We start from the raw sequence: 17,857 nt of genomic DNA on the forward strand, positions 1-17,857 counted from the left end.
ATCGCAATCCACACCGAACCCAGAGGCCCTCGCCCCGTTCAAGGACCGCTCAAGGCGTGTCGCCTGTCACCAACGTCCCGGGACAGCACACCTAGGGCCTGTCGTTTGGATCAGGTCGGCTGCAAGGAACTGCGCCTCTCGGCCGGCCCGAGCGGGGTCTGGTGCGTGCAGCTGCAAGGCGGAGGAGGGAGTCGACGCGGAGCGTCGGCGAGTGACGACAACGCGGCAGATGCGCGTGCCAGACCCCGCGACGCCGACATGATCCAAACGACAGGCCCTACGGGGCGCGGGGGCAGTCGAGCCCGGACCTATCGTCGCCGCAGATCGGCGACCCGGGCCCGCTCCCGCTCCGCCCCGCTCTCACCGAGTACCGACGCGGCAGCGGGCCGCAGTCCCGAACCGGCACCCGGCACCTGCCCACGGCGCGGCCCCGGCAGCGCACCCCGCTGACGCCGGGCCGGGACCTCTTCACCCCCCGACGCCCCGGTCGCCCCGGCCACGGCGATCTGCACCCCCTGATCGGCAAGGGCCTGCAACTCGGTGTGGGCCCGGTCGTCATGGGCCGGCGGCTCGTCGGTCACCAACCGCGTGATGACATCCGTGGGGACCGTCTGGAACATCGTGTCCGTACCGAGCTTGGTGTGGTCGGCGAGGACGACGACCTCCGAGGCGGCCTGGACGAGCGCCCGGTCGACGGAAGCGGAGAGCATGTTGGACGTGGAGAGCCCGCGCTCGGCGGTGAGCCCGCTCCCGGACAGGAAGGCCCGGGACACCCGCAGCCCCTGAAGGGACTGCTCGGCGCCACTGCCGACCAGGGCGTAGTTCGAGCCGCGCAGCGTCCCGCCGGTCATCACGACCTCGACCCGGTTGGCATGGGCCAACGCCTGCGCCACCAGCAGGGAGTTGGTGACGACGGTCAGTCCGGGCACCCGGGCGAGCCGGCGGGCCAGCTCCTGGGTGGTGGTACCCGCCCCGACGACGATCGCCTCGCCCTCTTCCACGAAGTTCGCGGCGAGGTCGGCGATGGCGGTCTTCTCGGCGGTCGCGAGATGTGATTTCTGCGGAAAGCCGGACTCCCGCGTGAACCCGCCCGGCAATACCGCACCGCCGTGCCGGCGGTCGAGGAGTCCTTCTGCCTCCAGTGCGCGCACGTCCCGCCGTACGGTCACTTCGGAGGTCTGGACGACGCGGGCGAGCTCACGGAGCGACACGGCCCCGTTCGCTCGCACCATTTCGAGGATCAATTGGCGACGTTCTGCAGCGAACACGAAACTGACAGTAACCCCAACGACCGTCTGGTTTCAGCAGTTTGCGCCGAATAACAGAAGTTGTTCGCACGCCAGGGCAAGGAGTGGTATAGGGCCTAGTCCCGCCGCCTATGCCGTACGCATGCTCGACAACTCCCTGTGACCAGCGAGGAGTCACATCCGGCCGTCAGAGTTCGCCGCCGGACTTGCGCGTGTGGAGCTGCCGTGCCACCTCGGCGATCGAGCCCGAAAGGGAGGGGTACACGGTGAAGGCGTTCGCGATCTGTTCGACCGTCAGATTGTTGTCGACCGCGATCGAGATCGGATGGATCAGTTCCGAGGCGCGCGGCGAGACGACCACTCCGCCGACCACGATGCCCGTGCCCGGCCGGCAGAAGATCTTGACGAAGCCGTCCCGGATGCCCTGCATCTTGGCGCGCGGGTTGCGCAGCAGCGGCAGCTTGACGACCCGGGCGTCGATCTTGCCCCCGTCGACGTCGGCCTGGGTGTAGCCGACGGTGGCGATCTCGGGGTCGGTGAAGACGTTGGAGGAGACGGTCTTCAGGTTCAGCGGGGCCACCGCGTCGCCGAGGAAGTGGTACATGGCGATACGTCCCTGCATCGCCGCCACCGAGGCGAGCGCGAAGACTCCGGTGACGTCACCGGCGGCGTACACGCCGGGGGCCGTCGTCCGGGAGACCTTGTCGGTCCAGATGTGCCCGGAGTCGCGCAGCTTGACGCCGGCCTCCTCCAGGCCCATGCCCTCCGAGTTCGGGATCGCGCCGACCGCCATGAGGCAGTGGGTGCCGCTGATGACACGCCCGTCGGCGAGGGTGACCTCGACCCGGTCGCCGACACGCTTGGCGGCGGCGGCGCGGGAGCGCGCCATGACGTTCATGCCGCGGCGCCGGAAGACGTCCTCCAGGACGGCGGCGGCGTCGGGGTCCTCGCCCGGCAGCACGCGGTCCCGGGACGAGACCAGGGTGACCCGTGACCCGAGCGCCTGGTAGGCGCCGGCGAACTCGGCGCCGGTGACACCCGACCCGACCACGATGAGCTCCTCGGGCAGCTCGTTGAGGTCGTAGACCTGGGTCCAGTTGAGGATCCGCTCGCCGTCGGGCTGGGCGTCCGGCAGCTCGCGCGGGTGTCCGCCGGTGGCGATGAGCACGGCGTCGGCGGTGAGGGTCTCCTCGGTGCCGTCGGCGGCGCGCACCACGACCTTGCGCGAGCCGTCCAGGCCCTGCATGCCCTCCAGCCGTCCGCGGCCGCGCATGACCCGGGCGCCGGCGCGGGTGACGGAGGCGGTGATGTCGTGGGACTGCGCGAGCGCGAGCCGCTTCACACGCCGGTTGACCTTGCCCAGGTCGACGCCCACCACCCGGGCGGGCGTGTCGACGTGTGGGGTGTCGTCGGCGACGATGATCCCCAGCTCCTCGTAGGAGGAGTCGAAGGTGGTCATCACCTCGGCCGTGGCGATGAGGGTCTTGGACGGCACGCAGTCGGTGAGCACCGACGCCCCGCCCAGGCCGTCGCAGTCGACGACGGTCACCTCCGCGCCGAGCTGAGCGGCGACCAGCGCCGCTTCGTATCCGCCGGGTCCGCCACCGATGATCACGATCCGAGTCACGTACTCCATTGTCCCGCACGCCCCACCGTGGTACCGCCTGGGGGCCCGCCCGAGACACCACCGTTACGGGAGGGGCACACGATCCTCCTGCCGTACCCTCTCCCCATGTCGCTCTACGCCGCGTACGCCGGCAATCTCGACGCGCGGCTGATGACCCGCCGCGCCCCTCACTCGCCGCTGCGCGCCACCGGCTGGCTGAACGGATGGCGACTGACGTTCGGTGGCGAGCAGCTCGGCTGGGACGGCGCGCTGGCCACGCTCGTCGAGGATCCGCTGGAACAGGTCTTCGTCGCCCTGTACGACGTCGCCCCGATGGACGAGGACTCCCTCGACCGCTGGGAGGGCGTGGGCCTCGGGATATACCGCCGCCTGCGGGTCCGGGTGCACACGCTGGAGGGCGAGGAACAGGCCTGGGCGTACGTGCTGAACGCCTACGAGGGCGGTCTGCCGTCGGCGCGCTACCTGGGCGAGATCGCGGACGCCGCCGAGTCGGCGGGGGCGCCGCACGACTACGTGATGGAGCTGCGCAAGCGCCCCTGCTGAGGCTCACCGGTCTCATACGGCTCTCCAGGCCCACCGGTCACAGCTTTCGTTGGAAACGACAAGACAACGATCGCCATCCCGTGAGCTCTGTCATCTACGCGCGTAGGCCCAAACCGGCTACTCTCAGTCGCGTGAACGCATCTCTTCTTCCGGACGACATCCAGGGCGACCCCCACGCCGCCGCCGACGCCGCCGCCTCGCGCCTGCGCGAACTGACGGGCGCCGAGACCCACGACGTCGCCCTCGTGATGGGCTCCGGCTGGGCTCCGGCCGTGGACGCCCTCGGCGCACCCGAGGCCGAGTTCCAGGTCACCGAGCTGCCGGGGTTCCCCCCGCCGGCGGTGGAAGGGCACGGCGGCAAGGTCCGCTCGTACCGCATCGGTGCCAAGCGCGCCCTGGTCTTCCTCGGGCGCACCCACTACTACGAGGGCCGCGGCGTGGCCGCCGTCGCGCACGGCGTGCGTACGGCCGTCGCGGCGGGCTGCAAGACGGTGGTCCTCACCAACGGCTGCGGCGGTCTGCGCGAGGGCATGCGCCCCGGTCAGCCGGTCCTGATCAGCGACCACATCAACCTCACGGCGACGTCTCCGATCATCGGCGCGAACTTCGTCGACCTGACCGACCTGTACTCGCCGCGGCTGCGGGCGCTGTGCAAGGAGATCGACGCCACGCTGGAGGAGGGTGTCTACGCCCAGTTCCCCGGCCCGCACTACGAGACGCCGGCGGAGATCCGTATGGCTCGCGTGATCGGCGCGGACCTGGTGGGGATGTCGACGGTGCTGGAGGCCATCGCGGCGCGTGAGGCGGGGGCGGAGGTGCTCGGTATCTCGCTGGTGACGAATCTCGCCGCGGGGATGACGGGTGAGCCGCTGAACCATGAAGAGGTTCTCCAGGCGGGTCGTGACTCGGCGACTCGGATGGGGTCGCTGCTGGCGCAGGTGTTGGGGCGGCTGTAAGCCGTTCGGGGTGACGCCGGGGGCTCTTCCGCGCCCCCGCCGCCCCTGCTCGTCCCATCCTTCTGGGGGCTGCCGCCCCCAGGCCCCCGCTTCGGCCCTGAAGGGGCCTCGTCCTCAAACGCCGGACGGGCTGAGAACCCAGTACCCGTCCCGTCCTCACGAGAGGCTGATCGAACCGTGCACGACGATCTCATCGCCCGGGCCCAGGCGTGGCTCGCCGAGGACCCCGACCCGGAGACCCGCGACGAGCTCGCCGAGCTCATCGAATCCGGTGCCTTCGAGGAGCTCGCGGAGCGCTTCGCCGGCACCCTCCAGTTCGGCACCGCGGGCCTGCGAGGCGAAATCGGCGCCGGCCCGATGCGTATGAACCGCACGGTCGTCATCCGCGCCGCGGCCGGTCTGGCCGCGTACCTCAAGAAGCAGGGCCACACCGACGGCCTCGTCGTCATCGGCTACGACGCCCGCCACAAGTCGGAGGACTTCGCCCGGGACACCGCGGCCGTCATGACGGGGGCGGGGCTGCGGGCCGCCGTACTCCCGCGCCCGCTTCCCACCCCGGTCCTCGCGTACGCGATAAGGCACCTCGGCGCCGTGGCCGGAGTGGAGGTCACCGCCAGCCACAACCCGCCCCGGGACAACGGCTACAAGGTCTACCTCGGCGACGGCTCCCAGATCGTCCCGCCCGCGGACATCGAGATCGCGGAGGAGATCGCCGCGGTCCCCTCCCTCATCGCCGTCCCCCGGCCCGCCGAAGGCTGGGAGACCCTCGACGACAGCGTCCTGAACGCCTACCTCGCCCGCACGGACGCGGTCCTCGCCGCCGGCTCCCCGCGCACCGCCCGCACCGTCTACACGGCGATGCACGGCGTCGGCAAGGACGTCCTGCTCGCCGCCTTCGCACGCGCCGGCTTCCCCGCCCCGGCCCTCGTCGCCGAACAGGCCGACCCCGACCCGGACTTCCCCACCGTCGCCTTCCCCAACCCGGAAGAGCCCGGCGCGATGGACCTGGCCTTCGCCAAGGCCCGTGAGACCGACCCCGACCTGGTCATCGCCAACGACCCCGACGCCGACCGCTGCGCCGTGGCCGTCAAGGACGGCGCGGACTGGCGGATGCTGCGCGGCGACGAGGTCGGGGCCCTGCTCGCCGCCCACCTCGTCGACCGCGGAGCACAGGGCACCTTCGCCGAGTCGATCGTCTCCTCCTCCCTCCTCGGCCGTATCGCCGAGAAGGCGAACCTCCGCCACGAGGAGACCCTCACCGGCTTCAAGTGGATCGCCCGCGTCGAGGGCCTGCGCTACGGCTACGAGGAGGCCCTCGGCTACTGCGTCGACCCGGACGGCGTACGCGACAAGGACGGCATCACCGCCGCCCTGCTGATCACCGAGCTGGCCTCCGTCCTCAAGGCCGACGGCCGCACCCTCCTCGACCTGCTGGACGACCTCGCCGTGGAGCACGGTCTGCACGCCACGGACCAGCTCTCGGTCCGCGTCGAGGAGCTGTCGGTCATCGCCGACGCCATGCGGCGACTGCGTGAGCAGCCGCCGACCGAGCTGGCCGGCCTCGCCATCACCAGCGCCGAGGACCTCACCAAGGGCACCGACACCCTTCCGCCCACCGACGGCCTGCGCTACAGCCTCGACGGCGCCCGCGTCATCGTCCGTCCCAGCGGCACCGAGCCCAAGCTGAAGTGCTACCTGGAGGTCGTCGTCCCGGTCGCGACGCACGCCGCGCTCCCGGCCGCCCGTGCCGAGGCGGCCGGACTGCTGGCGGCCATCAAGCGGGACCTGTCGGCGGCGGCCGGCATCTGAGCGGTCGTCGGCCGAGGCTCCGAGTGCCGGCGGGTGCCGGTTCACGGGGTGTTGGGTTGTCGCATGCTTCCCGGCTGCCCGCTTCCGTCCCGCCCGCCGCATTCTGGAACAGCAGTACGGATGCGCTCCTTGTCCCCCCTCGGAGGCATCCGGCCCCCAGGTGTCCCGCGCCCCCTTCACAGTTGAAGCGGGACGCCGCGCGCGGACCGGGCGCGTGGTTCAGATCCGTGTCAGGTAGCTGAACCCCGTGTCCGGTCCCACGCACGACTGAAGGGTGAGGTCGCCCCAGTAGAGCCCGGCCGCCGGGGCGCCCCGGCCCGGGGTGATGTAGTGGGCGTACACCTGGTAGCGCCAGGTGCCGCGCGGGCCGCTGATGGTGACGGTGCTGCCGATCGGCAGGGTGGCGAAGCGGTCGAAGCCGCAGTAGTCGTGGCCGACGATCACGGCCGTGCTCATCTCGTAGCCGTCCTCGGTCCCGAGTTCGGGGCCGGTCCACTGCACGGCTTCCCGGCAGGCGTCGACCTCGGCCTGTCCGCCGCGCACGACGGGAGCGGACCAGGTGCCGATCCGGATGGTCGTGCGCGTGGGGCGCGCGGACTGCTTCCGCGCCGTGTTCGCTTTCGGGGCGCGGGTGGTGGGGGCGAGCGTGGTGGGCGCCCGGCCGCCTTCCGCGGAAGGCGCCGGGCGGCGCGAGAGGTCGGGGCCGCGTACCCGGCCGGCGGACGGCCCGGTGGCGGGGCCGGTCGGCGTGGCGGGCCCGGTGACTGTCGGGGCGGCGGCGCGCACGGACGCCGGGGGCGTCGGCGTGGGCGGGGCCGTCGGTGGGGCGGGCGTGGGGGTGGCCGGAGTCCGGGTGCCGGAGGCCGGGGTGGTGGAGGGCGCGCCGGCCGCCGCCGGTGGTCCGCCCGCGTCGGCGGTGTTCCCGGGACCGCATCCGGCGAGCAGGGCCAGAGCGATCGGTACGGCGGCCAGTGCGGCGCGTGGGCCCGCGGCTCCCCCAGTCACCCGAACCGGCCGTTCACGTAGTCCGAAGTCCTCTCGTCCTGCGGCGAGTTGAACATCGCGTCGGTGTCGCCGTGCTCGACGATGACGCCGGGCGTGCCGTGCGAGGCGAGGAAGAAGGCACAGGTGTCGGAGACCCGGGCCGCCTGCTGCATGTTGTGGGTGACGATGACGATGGTGACCTCGGACTTCAGCTCGGCGATGGTCTCCTCGATGCGGCGGGTGGAGGTGGGGTCGAGCGCCGAGCAGGGCTCGTCCATGAGGAGGACCCGAGGGCGTACCGCCAACGACCGGGCGATGCACAGGCGTTGCTGCTGACCGCCGGAGAGCGCGCCGCCGGGCTGGCGCAGCCGGTCCTTGACCTCCTTCCACAGGCCGGCCTTCGTCAGGCACTCCTCGACCAGGTCGTCCTTGCCGTCGCGGGTGGCCTTGATGGCGTTGAGCTTGAGACCGGCCAGGACGTTGTCGTAGATCGACATCGCGGGGAACGGGTTGGGCTTCTGGAAGACCATGCCGATCTGGCGGCGGGCGTGGGTGATGCGGCGGCCCCGGTCGTAGATGTCCTGCTCGTCGAGGAGGACCCGGCCGGAGAGGGAGGCGGAGGCGATCAGCTCGTGCATCCGGTTGAGGATGCGCAGAAACGTCGACTTGCCGCAGCCGGAGGGGCCGATGAGGGCGGTGACCTCGTGGGCGGGCATGGTGAGCGAGACCCGGTCGAGGACCTTGTGGTCGCCGAACCAGGCCGAGACGGCGTCGGCGCGGAGGGTGGCGGCACCCGTGCCGGGGAGCCTGCCGGGGATCCGGTCGGTGGTCCGGTCGGTGGTCCGTCCGCCCGGGACCGGGGGCTGGGGCAGGGTGTCGGTGAGGTCGGGGCTGGTCATGGCCTGGGGTCAACTCCCGTGCGAGATAAGTGCGGTCAGGGTTCAGAGCAGGTTCGGCAGAAGTGCAGTGATGGCCTGCGCGTCGGCGAGGCCCAGGGCGGCGAGGAGGGGGCCCGCGCAGATCCAGGTCTGCCAGCGGCCCCAGACGCGGTGGGCGACCACCGCGAGCAGCGCGGCGAGCAGCAGGCCCTGGGTCCAGAGGAAGACGGCGAGCCAGGCGCGGTCGTCGGTGCCGAGGGCCTCCTCGGCCGAGGTGATCCAGCCGGACCGCAGTTCGCGGGGCGGGTTGGGCTGGACCGGGGTGATCAGCTTGGCGTCGACCCGGAGGACTCCGTCGGGGGTGTACGGGGCGCCGGTCGCCGTGATGAGGGTGAGGCGGCCCTGGCCGTCGGTGATCGGGGCGGGGAGTTCGTCACCGGCCCGGCGCAGGCCCGTGACCTCGTAGACCGCCTTGCCCTGGCCGGTGGTGAGTTCGATGCGGGTGCCGGTGGGCAGGTTGTGCAGGTCGTTGAAAGGGCTGCCGTACGCCCACTGGCGGCCCATGATGACGACCGTGCCGGCCTGGCCGGGCAGGGGCGTGTCGCGGCGGTGTCCCGGGCCCGACATCAGTACGTCGGACGTGGTGCCTTCGGCGACCACCTCCTTGACGTCGAGGGCGCGGATGCGGAGCAGGGCCACGGGCGCGCCGGGCCGGACCGGCTTGCCCTCGTAGTCGCGTTGGCCCACGGGGGCGATGCCGAGGGCGAGTTGGCGGCGCAGTTCGTCGTACGCGGTCTGCTGGTCCCGGGAGTGTTCCAGGTGGCCGACGACGGTGAGGTTCGCGGCGAAGCCGAGCAGGACGGCGGCCAGTACGCAGAGAGCGGCGCCGGCAAGGGCGAGGCCGGGGCGGGCGGGGGGACGGGGGGTGTGCTCGTCCTGGCGGGGTGGGTCCGGTGTGGGTGGCGGCGGCGCGGCGGGCGGGGCCGTCGGGGGTGGGGCGAGCGTGGTCACGGGGGTGGTCTCCTCGGGCCGGTGCGCTGCGGGTGCCTGCGGCGCCTGTGCGGGGTCGGTGGGATGCGCCCAGCGCCTGCGCGGTGTGGTGGGGTCGGGGCCGTGCCGGGGGTGTCCGTCCTCGGTCGGGCGGTTGCCGTTGGGCGGGGAGGCTGGTGTTTCCTGACGCCCGCCGCTGCGGGCGGACACCCCCCGGCACGTCCCCTTGCCGCCGTACGCGGGTGCTGGTGCTTGGACCCGGGGGCGCGTCGGCGTGCGCCCCCGGGTCGGGCGGGTGGTCAGTGGTGCTGGGGGGTGTCTCCGCCGAAGGTGAGCATGCCTCTGCGGCGCATGTGGAGCACGAGGGCCGCGCCCGCGGTGAGCAGGGCCAGGGCGGTCAGGGCGATGGCTCCGACCTGGGTGCCCGTGGCGGCCATGGAGCCGGTGCCGGTGCCGCCCGTGTCGCCGCCGGTGCCGCCGCCCGCCGCCGCGCCGCCCGTGTCGGTGCCGCCGCCGGTCGTGCCGCCGGTGTCGGTGCCGCCGTCGGTGCCGGAGGTGTCGGACGGGGAGGGCTCGGGGCTCTCGTCGGTCTCGCCGGTGGTGAAGGCGAAGTCGACGACGTGGCCGTTCTCCTTGTCCTCGGCCAGCGTCAGTACGTGGTCGCCGTCGGCGATGTCCTCGGGGACGGTGAACTCGTACTTGTCGACGGTCCCCTCGGTGTTCGCCTTGGCGTTCTCGAAGGTCTCGTCGCTCTCGGCGAGGGTGACCTTGACGGCCGCGTCCTTGCTGTAGCCGCGGGCGGTGATCTTCACCTTCTGGCCGGGGGTGAGACCGGGGTTGGCGTCGAGGGTGTTGCCGTCCTCGTCGGTCACTTCGAGGTCGGCCGGGTCGGTGGGGTCCGGGGAGGGCTCTTCGTCGGTGCTGACGAAGTCGAAGGTCGCCTGGTGGTTGGGCGAGCCGCCCTCTTCGAAGTAGAGATTCGTCTCACCGTTGATCGTGCGGTCGGGGACCTTGAACGCGTAGTCGACGATCTTCCCCTCGGCGTCCGGGGTGGCGTCCGCGAACGTCGCCTCCGACGCGTTCTGCTGGTGCACCTTGACCGTGGACCCCGGCGTGAAGCCCTGAACGGTGATCTTCACGGTCTGACCGATGGAGAGCGTCGGCTTGTCGCCGAGGGCGTTGCCGTCGGCGTCCTTGGCGCTGAGGAGGTAGCCGATCGCCCGCGTGACCTTGCCGGTGGCGTCGCTGTAGGCGTCGGGGTCGCCCGACTTGAAGAGCGCCTGGTACTCGTGGGGGCCGCCGACGGCGGGCGCCTTGACGGTGAGCTCGGCCTTGCCGCCGGTCACGTCCGCGCTGCCGAGCGACTCGTCGCCCTTCTTGAACTCCACGCTGCCGGTGGCCGCCTCGGGCGTGACGGCCGCGCTGAGCTTGAGGTCACCATTGATGGAGACCCCTTCGGCCGCGCTCAGGGCGAGGCTCGTGGTCTGCTGCTGGAGCAGGGTCCAGGTGGTGCCGGTGATCCGGACCTTGGCGAGGAAGCGCGGGGACGTGAGGATGCCGCTGCGGCAGGACAGTCCCAGCGTGTACGTGCCGTCGAGCGGACCCGTCGGGAGGTAGGTCCGCAGCGCCGCCTCCAGGGTCTTCGGCGTGGCCGGCGACTTGAGGTTCACCGTGAACGGAGCCGTGCCGTTGGGCAGCGGGTCCGTGGCCTGGGCGATCATCTGGCCCGAGCTGGGGTTGGCCGGGTTGAGCACCCACAGCAGGGGCGAGTTCGGGGTCGCGCCGGCGGCGGGATCCGGGCAGCCGGTGCTCGATGTCGCGGATGTGGCCATGAGAGGGGCGGTGAGCTCCCCCGTGGCCGGGGCGAGCGTGAAACTGCCGATGTTCGCGGGCACGGCGTTGGCCTTGCTGGCGAAGCCGAGCACGCCGGCCAGGGCGGCGAACAGCAGCGCGCAGGCCGTCAACAGCCCTACCGGCGATCTGAGATGTGCGAGGCGGTGGTTCATGTGGTGCCCCCCATGGGGTTTCGGTCGTGGGTGGATACGCCGCCGGGCCGGGCACCCAGTGGGTGCCCGGCCGTTGTGCGCGGTTGCTGTGGGGCGATCAGTTCTCGCCCTTGAGGGTGGTGCTGCCGCAGTCGGCGGCCGTGCCGAAGCCGTACTCCGTGATCGTGGAGGTGGCCTGGCAGACCTTGGAGTCGGCGCCCACGAAGGTGTCGGCGATGACGGCCTCGCTCAGCCGGTCGGTGTCGACGACGTTGTAGACGGGACGGCTGTACTCGCTGCCGTCGATCGTGGTGAGGACGGTGTCACCGTGCACGTCCTCGACCAGGCCGCCGGTCTGGCTGACGTACTTCGCCACGGAGTACGGGGCGAGGTGCGCGTTGGAGGTGAGCGTCCGGCCGTCGTGCTCCTGCATGGTGCCGACGCAGGAACCCAGGGTCGGGTTGCCGATCTGGGCCAGGAAGAAGCTGCGGGTGCCGGAACCGCTCTGCGGGATCAGCGGGGTGACCGGGCTGCCGTTCACCGAGGTCACGCTGCACTCGTAGATGGACTTCAGCTGGGCGGTGGTGAAGTTCACGCCCTCCAGCGGGCTGCCGTCACGGACCGCCATCTTCAGCTTGTCCGTGGCGAACGGGATCCAGGTCAGGTCCGTGCCGGCGGTCTGCACACCACGCGAGGAGCGGGCGAAGTCCAGGCAGCCGGTGCCGGCGTCGATGTCGTTGTTCAGCGCGGTGATGCCCTGCGAGGAGCCGTTCGGACGGGCGATCTCGCAGCCGTTCGCACGGGTCTTGATGGGCGACGAGCCGGTCGCGTCGTACGACGCGATCAGCGTGCCGGCGTCGACGGTCTCGGCGAGGCCGTTCAGGACGTCCTGGGTCGTGTCGGAGCCGACGCCGGCCAGGACGCGGTAGTCACCCGGCGCCGGGTCGGCCGAGGCGACCGGAGCCATCACGCTCAGGGTGAGGGCGGCGGCACCGACGACGGCACCGGCGAAAGCACGGGACTTGACGTTCACTTCTGTTCTCCTCCGCAGAAACGGATTGCGAGCAATGGAATGCACGGTCAAGCAGAATTCAGTTTCCTTGCCGCAGCCGACCCGTGGACCGGCCGGGCAGAACAATTCCGTGGTTCATCAGGGGCAGCCACCAATTCCAGCCGCCCATCAGGTTACGAGTCCATTGCCTAGGTGAATCCAAGGGAATTCACTGGATTGTGCGGTAATTCCCCGGGACTGCCGGACTTTCCGAGCCCCGGGGAATACGGATGCGGGAGAACTCAGCCGCTGCCCGCCCTGCGCACCGACAGCCGCAGCATGACCGGGCCCGCGAGCGCGGCCACGCCGCCCGCGATCAGCACGCCGAGCAGGACCCAGCGGACCAGGCCCAGGACTTCGGAGGGGGTGAGTCCGCCGGACCGGGCCACGTTCTGCTTCGCCGGGTCGGTCTCCGTCGGGACGGCGGAGGGCGAGGACGCGTCGGCCGCGCCGGGGTCGGCCGCCGGGTCCGTCGTACCGCCCGTCGTACCGGCCGTGTCGCCGCCGGTGAGGCCGCCGGCGCCGCCGGACAGGCCGCTCACCGCCGTGTCCCCGCCGCTGCCGCCGTTCGAGCCGTCGCCGGAGCCGGGTGGGTCGGCGGGCGGCCCGTCGCCGGGGTCCACCGCGCCCTTCTCCAGCCGGTCCGCCGCCTTCTGCGCCTGCTGGCGCATCGCCGCGGGCAGCGGGGCGTACCCGAAGGGCAGTTGGCCGTTGGCGGTGCCCTGGACCTGGCCCTTGTCGGCCGCGTACCGGATCACCTTGGCGTAGTCCTGCCGGGCGTCCTTGGCCTGCTCGAGGGAGGACGCCGCGTACACCACGGCGGTCAGCGGGTAGGCGCCGTCCTTCATCCTGGCGGGGGCGGGCTTCTTGACGCCGGCCACCTGCGAGTCGGGCATCTGGGCGACGGCCTTCAGCAGGGAGGCACCGGTCGGCTCGACGTACTGCCCGTCGGCGCCCGGCAGGGCCGCGGTGTTCAGCTGGTAGCGCCAGGCGGAGACGTTGTCGACGACGCCGATCTGCCGCTGGTCCACCGGAGTCGCCCGCTCGACCGTCGCCCACTTCGTGAGGCTCTGGTTGGCGGTGCACTCGAAGGCGGTGCCGATGTCGCCCCGGCGGATCTTCACCGCCCCGTCATGCATGTCGGTGGCGTACGGGACCACCTCCTGGCCGGTGCGGGCCATCTTGGCGTCGGCGGCGCCACCGCTGCACGGCACGTTCGTGGGCGTGAGGTCGGCCTTGGGGAAGTAGTCGAGGGAGTCCGTGATCACCCCGTCCTTGAGGTACTCGGGGTTCACCTTCATTCCCCAGGGGTCCTTTTTCCCTGAGAGGAAGTTCTTCGCGTCCGGGTTCGCGAGAATGTATTCCCACATCATGCGGGCCGAGTCGGTGTTTTCCGACGTGATGACCACACCTATCGGGGACTTGAAGTCCGCTCCCTGGAAGCCGGGGTTGAGCTTCAGGAATTCCGGGTCGCCGCCGATGTATTTCGGATTGCCGACGAGGTATTCGGGGACGGGTTCCTGGGAGGAGACCAGACTGCTGGGGTAGGACTGGGTGAGCGCCTTGGCCAGGAGCCTCTGATTGAGCTTGAGGTCTTTCAGCGGTACGTAGTTGAAGGATTCCTTCTCGTACATCCACACGAAGGCGACCGTCAGTCCGCTGATCGCGACCGGTGCGTGCACCACCTGAGCCGTGCCCTCGGCCGCTTGTACCGGGTCGAGTGTCATGGCGAGCCCCGGTGTGCCCTCGCCCGGTGTCAGCACGGCCTCCCGGGCGTGCGACTCGCCGGACTGGGTGTAGGTGAACCGGTGGGTGCCGGTCCGGCACAGCTCGCTCTGCCAGGCCGTGACCGCGTCGGTGGCCAGCTCGGAGCCCATGATCACGCGCTCCGGCTTGTCGGGGTCGCAGGCGGCCGCCACCGGCTCGAAGTCGAGGCGGAAGGTGATCCGCTGGTTCCAGTTGGACTGGCTGAGCGCCGAGGTGAGGGTCGGCCTGACCTCGGAGCCGCCGTCCGGTTCGTGCTCGCCCCTGGGCACCACGACCAGCCAGCACGGCTTGACGGCGCCGCCCGACGTCTTGCGGGCGCCGCAGCCCAGGTACTCCGACTCCAGCGCGGACTTCATCTCGAAGACCGTCTCGCCCTCGCCGTTGCCGTCATTGGGCAGCCAGGACAGGGAGTTGGTGTCCCCGGCGGTGAAGTAGGTGCTTTCGAGCGGCGTGGTGGTGGCGGGGCCGCTCACCGGACGGAAGGGGACGAAGGTCCGTCCGAACTCGTCGGTCGCGAGCTCGCCCGTCTCCAGGGGGTCGGTCGCCGGCGCCACCTGGCGACCGGTCCCCGGGGGGATCCTGGCCTCGTTGCCGAACTCGCACTGCGTCCGGTCCGGCCCCTTGGCCGGGTCGTCGCCCCAGCACTGCATGATCTGAAGGAAGTTGTGCTTGGCGGGGGTCTTCGGCGCGGGCTTGCCGCCCTCCCACGAGACCTTGACGCCCTGCCATCTGAGCCCCTCGGTCTGGTGCACGGTGACCTTGAGGCCGGAGAAGTCGTCGTACTGGCCCTTCGTCCCGCTCTTGGTCACCGCCGAACTCCCGGCCGTGGCCGCCTGGGCCTGGTCCGCCCCTTCGGGCAGCGGCAGCAGGGCGAGGGTGACGGCGGCGAGGAGCGCTCCCACGCCGAGCGTGACCCGCCGGCGGCCGGGAGACGCCCCCGGCCCGGTTCTGCGTATGCGTAGCGTCGGCGGTCTCATCAGAACTCTCCCTTGCGGCGGTTGCGTGCCGCGAGGGCCCGCGCGGTGAGCGGCGGTCCGATGACCACCGCGACGAGCAGGACGGCGGACAGCGCCATCAAGGCGCCGCGCAGCCCGAAGGCGTTGCCGGAGGCGAGGCTGACCGGGTTGGCGGCGACGGAGGTGTCGCCGGTGCCGGTGCCCGCGGCGCTGACCAGCTCGCCGGTGTCGGGGTCGATCACCCCGCCGGTGGAGCCGCCCGCCGCGGCGCCCCCGGTGGCGTCGGGCTGTCCGTCGCCGTCGGTGTCGGCGGAGGCGCTGCTGCCGCCGGTACCGCCCGTGGCGCCCGCGCCGCCGGTGGCCGTACCGGACCCCGAGCCGCCGGTGGAGGAACCCGAGCCGCCCGAGCCGCCGTTGCCACCGCCCTGCGCGCCTGGCTTGACCGGCGTGTCCGTGCCCGCGGCACCCGCGGTGCCGGTGGTGCACTGCGTGGGCCCCTTCTTGTCACAGGACTTGGGGTACGGGGCGTTCTTGATCAGGGTGTTGACGCCGCCCGAGAAGGTGGGGTTGCGGCAGTCGTTGATGTTGATGGAGCCGGTGGGCGCGCCCGGCACCTTGCGCAGCTGGTCGAAGCCGGCCTGGACGAGGTTCTTCGGCAGCGGCGAGTACCCGAGCTGATCCGCCTGCTGCTGGCCGTCGCAGAGGAAGTAACGGCCGAACGTGCCGAGCGAGTTGCCCTTGGCCTTGGTGAAGCCGGCCTCCTCCTTGGTGGGGAGGATCATGTAGCTGTAGCTGGACAGCGGGTAAGTGCGGGCGTCCGCGTTGCGGTAGACACCGTCCAGGATCTGCGTCAGGTAGTTGACGGACCGCGGGTTGTTGTTGATCGCGGCCTTGGTGAGGGCGACCGCCACGCTCGCGGCCGTCGGCTCGACGTAGTAGTTGTTCTTGTTGAGGACCTTGGCGACGGGGAAGCCGGTGTTCTTGGCGTAGGAGTACTCGACGTAGGTGATGGCCCCCTCGCCGGAGGGCTGGCGGACATGGCCCGAGACGCCGAGCGAGCCCGACTTGGAGACCATCGCGGAGCCGCTGAGCAGCGGGTAGTTGGAGGTCATGCCGCAGTTGCTCCCGCCCCGGCCGGTGCGGGAGCAGTAGTCGGCCCAGAGCGAGCCGTGCTCCTTGGACAGCCAGGTGGTGAACTGGGCGCTGGTGCCGGAGCCGTCGGAGCGCACCACCGGGACGATGGCGCGGGCCGGCAGGGTCAGGCCCGGGTTGTCGGAGCGGATCGCGGCGTCGTTCCAGCGGGTGATCTTCCCGGTGAAGATCTTGGCGATGGTCGGGCCGGACAGCCGCAGGTTGGTGACCATCTTGCCGTTGATCTTGAGGTTGTACATGAACGCCGTGCCACCGGCCACGATCGGCATGTAGGCGTAGCCCCGCCGTGGCGGCTGGTCCGTGATGCCCTGTTCCTTCAGGCCGTACGGGATCTCGGAGACCGCGAAGTCGACGGTGTTGTTCTTGAACTGCTCACGACCCTGGGAGGAGCCGTTGGCCGAGAAGTTGACCGTCATGCCGTAGTTGGCCTTGACGTTGCGGACCCACTGCTGGACCGCGTTGGCGCTCCAGGTGGATCCGGAGCCGGTGATCTTGGCGTAGGAAGCGGCCGCGGCCGGTGGTGTGTTGACCGCGAGCAGCGCGCACAGCAGTGACAGCACGGTGGCCGCCAGACGGAAGCGAGTGGCGGGTTTCACGACGGACTCCCGGGTTCGGTACGGAGAGGGGCGGGCGGGTTCAGGTCTGTGGGCGGCGCGGGTGTGGCCCGCTCCGCGAAGCGACGCGCGTCACGTCGTGAGGCGAGCACCCGGCGGTGCTCCTGGCGGCGGGTCAACTGCCCCGGCCCGCGGCCGCCGACGATGCGCGCCGCCACGAACAGCAGCAGCACCAGCGCCATGAGCAGGGACGCCGTACCGAAGCCGCGGGCGACCATGGTGGGTTCGGGCGACCTGACGAACTCGAAGGTCGCCAGGGGCAGGGAGACCATCGGGCCGTGCAGCGGGTCCAGGTTGAGCTCGTTGGTGAAACCCGAGGTCAGCAGCACCGGGGAGGTCTCGCCGATGCCGCGTGCGGTGCCGAGGATCACCGCGGTGGTCAGTCCGGAGCGGCAGGTCGGCAGGACGACGTGCCAGACGGTGCGCCAGCGTGACGTACCCATGGCGTACGCGGCCTCGCGCAGGGTGCCGGGCACCAGGCGGATGACGACGTCGGCGGCGCGGATGATGATCGGCAGCATCATCACGGACAGGGCGCACGCGGCGGCGATGCCGGACCGTTCCACGACACCGCTCAGGATCAGCGTCGCGTAGACGAACAGGCCCGCCACGATCGACGGCAACGCTGTCATCGCTTCGACGATGGTGCGCACGAACCGGGCGAAGGGGCCGGGCACCTCGTTGAGGAACACCGCGCAGACCACCCCGGACGGCACGGTGATCAGCAGCGCGATGGTGATCTGGATGAGGGTGCCGGCCGCCGCGTGCAGGGCGCCGCCGACGGTGAGCGGCTCCAGCGGGCCGGCCAGCGACATGTCCTCGGTGAAGAAGTTCAGGTGCACCAGGGCCCGGCGGCCCTCGACGAGCGCGTACACCACGACGACCGTCAGGATCGCCACCAGCAGCACGCCCATCGACCGCACGACCGCCGCCGCGATCCGGTCCACGACGGCCGGTCCGTCCTCGTCGAGGGACACCAGCAGCGCGTACACCAGCAGGAACAGGCCGTACGCCGTGACGACGAAGCCGACGACGCCGTTGAACGGCAGCAGCCGCCCGAACAGCAGCCAGGTCAGCGACAGCGCGGAGGCGGCGGCGCCGAGCACGGCGTAGACGTCGGTGCTGCGCAGCGCGGTGAGGGCGCGCCGGCGCTCACCGCCGGGTGCGGCGGCCCGCGCCGGGCCCGGCAGCGACGTGCGCGGCCGCTGGGGCGCCTCGGGGGCAAGGGTCATGAGGGCTCTTTCCGAGTACGAGGTCCGGGGGGCGGGGTGGACGGTTCCGGGGTCGCGGGCGTGCGG

13 protein-coding genes are annotated in these 17,857 nt (G+C 71.4%); 3 read left to right on the top strand and 10 right to left on the bottom strand.

From position 1 onward, the window contains the following. Nucleotides 1-308: 308 nt before the first annotated feature. On the bottom strand, nt 309-1,268 hold the full coding sequence (locus ACIQWG_RS24410) for a DeoR/GlpR family DNA-binding transcription regulator (RefSeq protein ID WP_404099459.1): 960 nt from the start codon (nt 1,266-1,268) through the stop codon (nt 309-311). 166 nt (nt 1,269-1,434) lie between these two features. Beyond that, a complete protein-coding gene (locus ACIQWG_RS24415) occupies nt 1,435-2,883 on the bottom strand; it encodes an NAD(P)H-quinone dehydrogenase (RefSeq protein ID WP_404099461.1) in 1,449 nt (482 codons plus the stop codon). A gap of 96 nt (nt 2,884-2,979) precedes the next feature. On the opposite strand from ACIQWG_RS24415, the gene ACIQWG_RS24420 reads away from it, so the two are divergent. From ACIQWG_RS24420 to ACIQWG_RS24430, 3 genes are all read left to right on the top strand, one after another. After that, entirely contained in the window at nt 2,980-3,417 is a 438-nt protein-coding gene (locus ACIQWG_RS24420) for a gamma-glutamylcyclotransferase (protein WP_404099464.1), read from the top strand. A 131-nt stretch (nt 3,418-3,548) separates the two neighbouring features. Next, on the top strand, nt 3,549-4,373 hold the full coding sequence (locus ACIQWG_RS24425; RefSeq protein ID WP_404099467.1) for a purine-nucleoside phosphorylase: 825 nt from the start codon (nt 3,549-3,551) through the stop codon (nt 4,371-4,373). Nucleotides 4,374-4,550: 177 nt separating this feature from the next. After that, on the top strand, nt 4,551-6,182 hold the full coding sequence (locus ACIQWG_RS24430) for a phospho-sugar mutase (RefSeq protein WP_404099470.1): 1,632 nt from the start codon (nt 4,551-4,553) through the stop codon (nt 6,180-6,182). Between the two features lie 219 nt (nt 6,183-6,401). On the opposite strand, the gene ACIQWG_RS24435 is transcribed toward ACIQWG_RS24430, so the two are convergent. The 8 genes from ACIQWG_RS24435 to pstA all read right to left on the bottom strand — a co-directional run bounded on the left by ACIQWG_RS24435 (nt 6,402) and on the right by pstA (nt 17,791). After that, entirely contained in the window at nt 6,402-7,187 is a 786-nt protein-coding gene (locus ACIQWG_RS24435) for a hypothetical protein (RefSeq protein WP_404099472.1), read from the bottom strand. Then, nucleotides 7,184-7,984: a phosphate ABC transporter ATP-binding protein PstB gene (gene pstB, locus ACIQWG_RS24440; protein ID WP_404100344.1), complete on the bottom strand. Its 801-nt coding sequence runs from the start codon at nt 7,982-7,984 to the stop codon at nt 7,184-7,186. Before pstB ends, ACIQWG_RS24435 begins: the two co-directional genes overlap by 4 nt. Nucleotides 7,985-8,107: 123 nt before the next feature. Further along, nucleotides 8,108-9,244: a sortase gene (locus ACIQWG_RS24445; RefSeq protein ID WP_404099475.1), complete on the bottom strand. Its 1,137-nt coding sequence runs from the start codon at nt 9,242-9,244 to the stop codon at nt 8,108-8,110. Between the two features lie 89 nt (nt 9,245-9,333). Then, nucleotides 9,334-11,040: a hypothetical protein gene (locus ACIQWG_RS24450; RefSeq protein ID WP_404099477.1), complete on the bottom strand. Its 1,707-nt coding sequence runs from the start codon at nt 11,038-11,040 to the stop codon at nt 9,334-9,336. A 97-nt stretch (nt 11,041-11,137) separates the two neighbouring features. Then, nucleotides 11,138-12,052 (bottom strand): hypothetical protein, encoded by a 915-nt coding sequence (locus ACIQWG_RS24455; protein WP_404099479.1) that lies wholly within the window; start codon nt 12,050-12,052, stop codon nt 11,138-11,140. Nucleotides 12,053-12,312: 260 nt separating this feature from the next. Then, nucleotides 12,313-14,814: a hypothetical protein gene (locus ACIQWG_RS24460; protein ID WP_404099481.1), complete on the bottom strand. Its 2,502-nt coding sequence runs from the start codon at nt 14,812-14,814 to the stop codon at nt 12,313-12,315. Next, nucleotides 14,814-16,541: a phosphate ABC transporter substrate-binding protein PstS gene (gene pstS, locus ACIQWG_RS24465; protein ID WP_404099483.1), complete on the bottom strand. Its 1,728-nt coding sequence runs from the start codon at nt 16,539-16,541 to the stop codon at nt 14,814-14,816. Before pstS ends, ACIQWG_RS24460 begins: the two co-directional genes overlap by 1 nt. Further along, on the bottom strand, nt 16,538-17,791 hold the full coding sequence (pstA, locus tag ACIQWG_RS24470) for a phosphate ABC transporter permease PstA (protein ID WP_404099485.1): 1,254 nt from the start codon (nt 17,789-17,791) through the stop codon (nt 16,538-16,540). Before pstA ends, pstS begins: the two co-directional genes overlap by 4 nt. Between the last annotated feature and the right edge of the window lie 66 nt (nt 17,792-17,857).

Source organism: Streptomyces sp. NPDC098781 (assembly GCF_044759995.1).
GTDB lineage: Bacteria > Actinomycetota > Actinomycetes > Streptomycetales > Streptomycetaceae > Streptomyces.